A 6,672-nucleotide genomic window follows, 5' to 3' on the forward strand; every position below is an offset into this window, starting at 1 on the left:
AGACGAGGGCAGCGCCCGGCCCGGCGGGTGCGAAGCGCCCGCCTGAGGGCGGGGCGGGCGCTGCCCGGCGGTGCCCGCCGGGCGGGATGGGGTCGCGTCGCCAGATGCAACTTCCCTCGGGCCGGCCCGGCCGCTGACGCCGTCCAGGGTGCGCATCCTCTTCTCCGTCCCGCGCTACCATCCCAACCACGACGGGCTCGTGGCCGGCCTGCAGGCCGCCGGCCACGAGCTGCATTTCCTCGTGCGCGCCGGCCACCCGACCGAGTTCCACCGACCCGGCGTCGCCGTCACCCTGCTGCCGGGCTGGGACATTGGCGACAATCTGCGGCGCCCGCCGCCGGTGCGGGCCCTGGCGCGGATCCTCGCCGCGGTGCGCCCCGATGTCGTGGTGGCGCGCAACCCCAGCCGCACCAGCCTGGCGCTGCACGCGCTCTGCCGGCTGCGCGGCCTCCCCTTCCTGCTCTACATCCAGCGCCGGACCGGCTGCGAGACGATGGGCCCCGGCCGCCGGCTGCTGCTCCGCCTGGGGCTCTGGCCGGCCCATACCGTCAACGCCATCTGTCCGGATCCGCCGCCGCCCCCGCCGGGCAAGACCTGCGACTTCCTGCCCTTCGCGGTCGAGCCCGGCCCCGTCCGGACGGAATGGGCCGCGCGGCCGCCGCTGGCGGTGCTGGCGGTCGGCAAGCTCGACCAGGCGCGCAAGAACCACCTGCCGCTGGTGCGCCATCTCGCGCCGCTGCTGCGCGGGGGCGACATCCGGCTGACGCTGCTCGGCCTGCGCGAGGAAGGCACGAGCCCGGTCTTCGCCGCCCTGACGGACGAGATCGCCGCGCAGGGCGTGGCGGAAAGGGTCCGGATCCGCGCGAATCTCGACTATGCCGCCAGCCGGCGCCTCTATGCCGAGCACGACCTCCTGGTGCTGGCGAGCTCCGCCGAGCGCGCCGCGGTCTCGCCCATGGAGGCGCTCGCCGCCGGGATCCCGGTGATCTGCGGCTCCGACAACGGCACCAATTTCGTGGTGCGGGAGGGCGAGACCGGATTCGTCTTCCCCGACGGCGACTTCCCGGCCATGGCGGCGCGGGTCGCCGACCTCGTCGCCGACCCCGCCGCCGCCGCCCGCATGGGCTGCGCCGGGCGGCGCCTGATCGAGACCGACTTCAGCCCCGCCGCCGCCGCCCGGCGCTTCGAGACCATCCTCGCCCGCCATTTCCCGCAACTGCGCTGACGCCCCCGGGCCGCAAGCCGCGCCCCGGCCGATACACCCGCGCAGCGCGCATCGCGCCGCCTTTGCAGACTCCGCCCATCCCAACTCCGATCGAGTGACCCGGTGGCCGGGCAATGCCATCGCGGGTGGCCCGAAGTCGGGCCGCCGCCCGTCAGACTGGACACCCGGACCATCGTATCGCTGGCCCGCGGGACGGGAAGCGCGATCCTCGGCCGTCAACAGACGGAACCGGGTCAGAAACAGGCGATCCCGACCCTTCGCGACTGCACCTTGCCGCCGAAGCTCCTGTTCCGGATCTCGATACAGGCCTTCCGCGTCTCGCCTCGCGAGCAGCGATAGGCGATGACGCCCTGGGTGACGAACCCGGAAGCGGTGAACGAGCCCTTGGCGAGCGTCTTGTCGAACCACCATCGCCGGGGGGCCTGCGCGCCGTCCGCTGCCGGCGGGATGCGAACATCCGCCGGGCAGTGGCGATCGGTTAGGGACTTGTTAGCACATTCCGGGAAAGCCTTAACCCTGACGCAAATTCGCGTTGCAATGTTCCCGTTTTGCCCTCATGGTGCCGTGGTGAACACAACATGAACGGACCCGCCGATTGCCGCGATCCGACAAACATGGAATAAGAGGCGCGAAGACATGAACACTCCCGTGGTGGACTTTTCCGAAAGACGCGGCATGGACAAGCAGAAGGCGCTGGAATCGGCGCTGGCGCAGATCGAGCGCAGCTTCGGCAAGGGCTCGATCATGAAGCTCGGATCGACGCCGGCGCTCGACATCGCGGCGATCTCCACCGGCTCGATCGGCCTCGACGTGGCCTTGGGCATCGGCGGCCTGCCCAAGGGTCGCATCATCGAGATCTATGGGCCCGAGAGCTCGGGCAAGACCACGCTGGCGCTGCATGTCATCGCCGAGGAGCAGCGCGCCGGGGGCATCTGCGCCTTCGTCGACGCCGAGCACGCGCTCGACCCGGTCTATGCCCGCAAGCTGGGGCTCAACATCGACGACCTGCTGATCTCCCAGCCCGACACCGGCGAACAGGCGCTGGAGATCACCGAGACCCTGGTGCGCTCCGGCGCGGTCTCCGTGGTGGTGGTCGACAGCGTCGCGGCCCTGACCCCGAAGTCCGAGCTCGAAGGCGACATGGGCGATGCCCAGGTCGGCGCCCAGGCCCGGCTGATGAGCCAGGCGATGCGCAAGCTCACCTCCGCGATCAGCCGGTCCCAGTGCATGGTGATCTTCATCAACCAGATCCGCATGAAGATCGGCGTGATGTTCGGCTCGCCCGAGACCACCTCCGGCGGCAACGCGCTGAAATTCTACGCCTCCGTGCGCCTCGACATCCGCCGCATCGGCGCCATCAAGGATCGCGATGAGGTGGTCGGAAACACCACCCGGGTCAAGGTGGTCAAGAACAAGGTGGCGCCGCCCTTCAAGCAGGTCGAGTTCGACATCATGTACGGCGAGGGCATCTCCAAGCGGGGCGAGCTGATCGACCTCGGGGTCAAGGCCGGGATCGTGGAGAAGTCCGGCGCCTGGTTCTCCTTTGCCGACCAGCGCATCGGCCAGGGCCGCGAGAACGCCAAGAATTTCCTCAAGGACAATCCCGACATCGCCTTCCAGATCGAGGACAAGATCCGCGCCGCCCACGGCCTCGACTTCGCCATGTCCGGCGAGGAGACGACCGAGATCCTCGACGACTGACCTCCGCCTCCCGCCGCGCAGACCGGGGCCGGGGCCGGGGCCCCGGCCCCAGCCGGCTGGACCGGGACCGGCCTCGGGGGGCATCGAGCCCCCGCTCGACCGGGCGCCGGCATCCGCCGGCGCGGCACCGTCCCGGCGGGCGCATGGGCCCGGAGATCGCTGTGCCAACAAGTCCGGCGCATGCCTTGTGCATGGATCATGCATGGGCCGAGCATGGCCGGGACGCCCCATGATGGACTCCGCCATCCGGGGGCGCTAACACTCCCGGTCGAACCGCCGGGCCGGATCCTCCGGGAGCGCGGACCGACCCACGGACACCGACATGCCGAGCCTGAACGACATTCGCACCACCTTTCTCGACTATTTCGGCGCCAACGAGCATCGCGTGGTGCCCTCCTCGCCGCTGGTGCCGCGCAACGACCCGACGCTGATGTTCACCAATTCCGGCATGGTTCAGTTCAAGAACCTCTTCACCGGCCTCGAGCACCGCGACTACAGCCGCGCCGCCACCTCGCAGAAATGCGTGCGCGCCGGCGGCAAGCACAACGACCTCGACAATGTCGGCTATACCTCGCGGCATCACACCTTCTTCGAGATGCTCGGCAATTTCTCCTTCGGCGACTATTTCAAGGATCGGGCGATCCCGCTCGCCTGGGAACTGCTGACCCGCGACTTCGGGCTTCCGAAGGACAAGCTCACCGTCACCGTCTATCACGACGACGAGGAGGCGGCGGCCCTCTGGAAGAAGGTCGCGGGCCTGCCCGACGAGCGCATCATCCGCATCGCCACCCACGACAATTTCTGGATGATGGGCCCCACCGGCCCCTGCGGCCCCTGCTCGGAGATCTTCTACGACCACGGCCCGGAGATCCCCGGCGGCCCTCCCGGCAGCCCGGACGAAGACGGCGACCGCTTCGTGGAGATCTGGAACCTCGTCTTCATGCAGTTCGAGCAGTTCGAGGACGGCAGCCGCGCCGACCTGCCGCGGCCCTCCATCGACACCGGCATGGGGCTGGAGCGCATCGGCGCCGTGCTCCAGGGCAAGCACGACAATTACGACACCGACCTGATGCGCGCGCTGATCGAGGCCTCGGCCAATCTGACCGACGGCGCCCCGGACGGGCCCGGCCGTGTCCACCACCGGGTCATCGCCGACCATTTGCGCTCGACCTCCTTCCTGATCGCCGACGGCGTGCTGCCTTCCAACGAGGGCCGGGGCTACGTGCTGCGCCGGATCATGCGCCGGGCCATGCGCCACGCGCATCTGCTCGGCGCCCAGGATCCGGTGATGTACCGCCTCGTACCGGCGCTGGTCGCGCAGATGGGAGCGGCCTTCCCCGAACTTCCCCGCGCCCAGTCGCTGATCGAGGAGACCCTGCGCTCCGAGGAGACGCGGTTCCAGGCCACCCTCGACCGCGGTCTGCGCCTGCTCGACGAGGAACTCGACCGCCTGCCCGAGGGCGCGCCGCTGCCGGGTGGCGCGGCTTTCCGGCTCTACGACACCTACGGCTTCCCGCTCGACCTCACCCAGGACGCGCTGCGCGAACGCCACCGCACGGTCGACGTGGCGGGCTTCGAGACGGCGATGGCCGAGCAGAAGCGCATGGCCCGCGCGGCCTGGGCCGGCTCCGGCGAGGCCGGCGAGGCGGCGATCTGGTTCGACCTCGCCGAGCGCCACGGCCCCACCGAGTTCCTCGGCTACGACACCGAGAGCGCCGAGGCGCAGATCCTCGCCCTCGTCGCGGAAGGAAAGCCCATCGCGAGCGCCGGATCGGGCGAGGCGGTGCAGATCGTGCTGAACCAGACCCCCTTCTACGCCGAATCCGGCGGCCAGGTCGGCGATGCCGGCACCCTGACCACCGATACGGCCCGCGTCGCGATCAGCGACGTGCGCAAGCAGGCCGGGCTCTTCGTGCATTCCGGCCGGGTCGCGGAGGGAACGCTTCAGAGCGGCGCCGCCGCGGCGCTCACGGTCGATCACGACCGGCGCGCGGCGATCCGCGCCAACCATTCCGCGACCCATCTGCTGCACGAGGCGCTGCGCCGCCGGCTCGGCGATCACGTGGCCCAGCGCGGCAGCCTCGTGGCCCCCGACCGGCTGCGCTTCGACTTCACCCACCCAAGGGGGCTCGCCGGCGAGGACCTCGCCGCGGTCGAGGCCGAGGTCAATGCCTTCGTGCGCCAGAATACCCCCGTCGAGACGCGGATCATGACCCCCGACGCCGCCGAGGCGCTGGGAGCCCGCGCCCTTTTCGGCGAGAAATACGGCGACGAGGTGCGCGTCGTCGCCATGGGCCGGAGTGCGGGGAGCGGCATCGGCGCGGGCGGCGATACCTATTCGCTCGAACTCTGCGGCGGCACCCATGTGGGCCGCACAGGCGAGATCGGCACCTTCCGCCTCGTGGGCGAAGGCGCCTCGGCGAGCGGCGTGCGCCGGATCGAGGCCCTGACCGGCGCCGCGGCACTCGCCCACAGCGCCGGCGAATCCGGGGCGCTGGCCGAGGCCGCGGGCCTCCTGCGCGCGCGGCCCGATGAACTCGCCGCCCGCATCCGCGCGCTGATGGACGAGCGCAAGGCGGCGGCGGCGGAGATTGCCGAGCTGCGGCGCAAGCTCGCACTGGCGGGCGGTGCCGAGGCCGGCATCTCGGCCGAGGCCGAGACCGTCGCGGGCATTCCCTTCCTCGCCCAGGCGCTCACGGGCGTCTCGCCGAAGGATCTGCGCGGCCTGATCGACGCGCACAAGGCGCGGCTCGGCTCCGGCGTGGTGCTGCTCGTCGCCGACACCGGCGACCGGGCGGCGGTGGCCGCGGGCGTGACCGAAGACCTGACCGGCCGCCTCTCCGCGGTCGATCTCGTGCGTGCGGCCACCGAGACGCTCGGCGGCAAGGGCGGCGGCGGGCGGCCCGATTTCGCCCAGGGTGGCGGCGCAGACCCCGCCCGCGCGGCGGCCGCGATCGCGGCGGCGCGCGCCCTGCTGGAGGAGAAGGAAAATGCCTAAGGCCTATCTCGTCGCCCGCATCGACGTCACGGATCCGGACCGCTACGGGCGATACGCCGCCGAGACCCCGGGGATCGCCGCGCGCTTCGGCGGCCGCTTCATCGTGCGCGCGGGCCGCTTCGACGCCAAGGAGGGCCAGGCCCGCGCCCGCAACGCCATCATCGAATTTCCCGACTACGACAGCGCGCTCGCCTTCTATGACTGCGACGCCTATCGGGCCGTGCTGCCGCACGCCATGGCGGGTTCCGAGCGCGAGGTCGTCATCGTCGAAGGTGTCGAGGAGGACGCCTGATGCCCGCCTACTGGATCGCGCATGTCACCGTGACCGATGCGGAGGCCTACCGGCGCTACGCCGAGCTCGCCACGGCGGCGATCGCGGCCCACGGCGGCCGCTTCCTGGCCCGCTCGGGGCGCTACGTGCAGCTCGAGGGCCGGGACCGCGCGCGCAACGTGCTGGCGGAATTCCCCGACCTCGAGGCGGCAGAGACCTGCTACCGCTCGCAGGCCTACCAGGCGGCCCTCGCCCATGCCAGGGACGCGGCCGAGCGCGACCTGGTCATCGTCGAGGGCCTCGCGCCCTGATCGCCGCTCACATGGCGATGTAGCGATCGCGGCGGTGGTTGATGGCGATCACCGCGTGCAGGACTACCGCACCCCCCAGCGAATAGGCCCCCGCCCCGGCAGGCAGCGGCATCAGCGCCCGCGCGGAAATCACCAGATCGGCGAGGAGCTGCGTCCCGCCAGGGCG

5 protein-coding genes are annotated in these 6,672 nt (G+C 71.2%); all 5 read left to right on the forward strand.

Going from position 1 to position 6,672, the window contains the following annotated elements:
* Positions 1–148: 148 nt before the first annotated feature.
* The 5 genes from V7050_RS16740 (at position 149) to V7050_RS16760 (ending at position 6,506) form a co-directional block, all read left to right on the forward strand.
* Positions 149–1,225 (forward strand): glycosyltransferase family 4 protein, encoded by a 1,077-nt coding sequence (locus V7050_RS16740; RefSeq protein ID WP_324375100.1) that lies wholly within the window; start codon positions 149–151, stop codon positions 1,223–1,225.
* Between the two features lie 636 nt (positions 1,226–1,861).
* Entirely contained in the window at positions 1,862–2,926 is a 1,065-nt protein-coding gene (gene recA, locus V7050_RS16745; RefSeq protein ID WP_324375098.1) for a recombinase RecA, read from the forward strand.
* A 322-nt stretch (positions 2,927–3,248) separates the two neighbouring features.
* On the forward strand, positions 3,249–5,924 hold the full coding sequence (alaS, locus tag V7050_RS16750) for an alanine--tRNA ligase (protein ID WP_324410870.1): 2,676 nt from the start codon (positions 3,249–3,251) through the stop codon (positions 5,922–5,924).
* Positions 5,917–6,216, forward strand: a complete 300-nt coding sequence (locus V7050_RS16755) for a DUF1330 domain-containing protein (RefSeq protein WP_324370458.1) — start codon at positions 5,917–5,919, stop codon at positions 6,214–6,216. Before alaS ends, V7050_RS16755 begins: the two co-directional genes overlap by 8 nt.
* Positions 6,216–6,506, forward strand: coding sequence for a DUF1330 domain-containing protein (locus V7050_RS16760; RefSeq protein WP_324370456.1), 291 nt, complete (start codon positions 6,216–6,218; stop codon positions 6,504–6,506). Before V7050_RS16755 ends, V7050_RS16760 begins: the two co-directional genes overlap by 1 nt.
* Positions 6,507–6,672 lie beyond the last annotated feature (166 nt).

Source organism: Amaricoccus sp. (assembly GCF_036846665.1).
Classification (GTDB): Bacteria; Pseudomonadota; Alphaproteobacteria; order Rhodobacterales; family Rhodobacteraceae; genus Amaricoccus.

What these genes read in the sequence shown, in the direction of transcription:
- recA (WP_324375098.1), top strand. Translation starts at nt 1,862, where the DNA reads ATGAACACTCCCGTGGTGGACTTTTCCGAAAGACGCGGCATGGACAAG.
- alaS (WP_324410870.1), top strand. Translation starts at nt 3,249, where the DNA reads ATGCCGAGCCTGAACGACATTCGCACCACCTTTCTCGACTATTTCGGC.
- V7050_RS16755 (WP_324370458.1), top strand. Translation starts at nt 5,917, where the DNA reads ATGCCTAAGGCCTATCTCGTCGCCCGCATCGACGTCACGGATCCGGAC.
- V7050_RS16760 (WP_324370456.1), top strand. Translation starts at nt 6,216, where the DNA reads ATGCCCGCCTACTGGATCGCGCATGTCACCGTGACCGATGCGGAGGCC.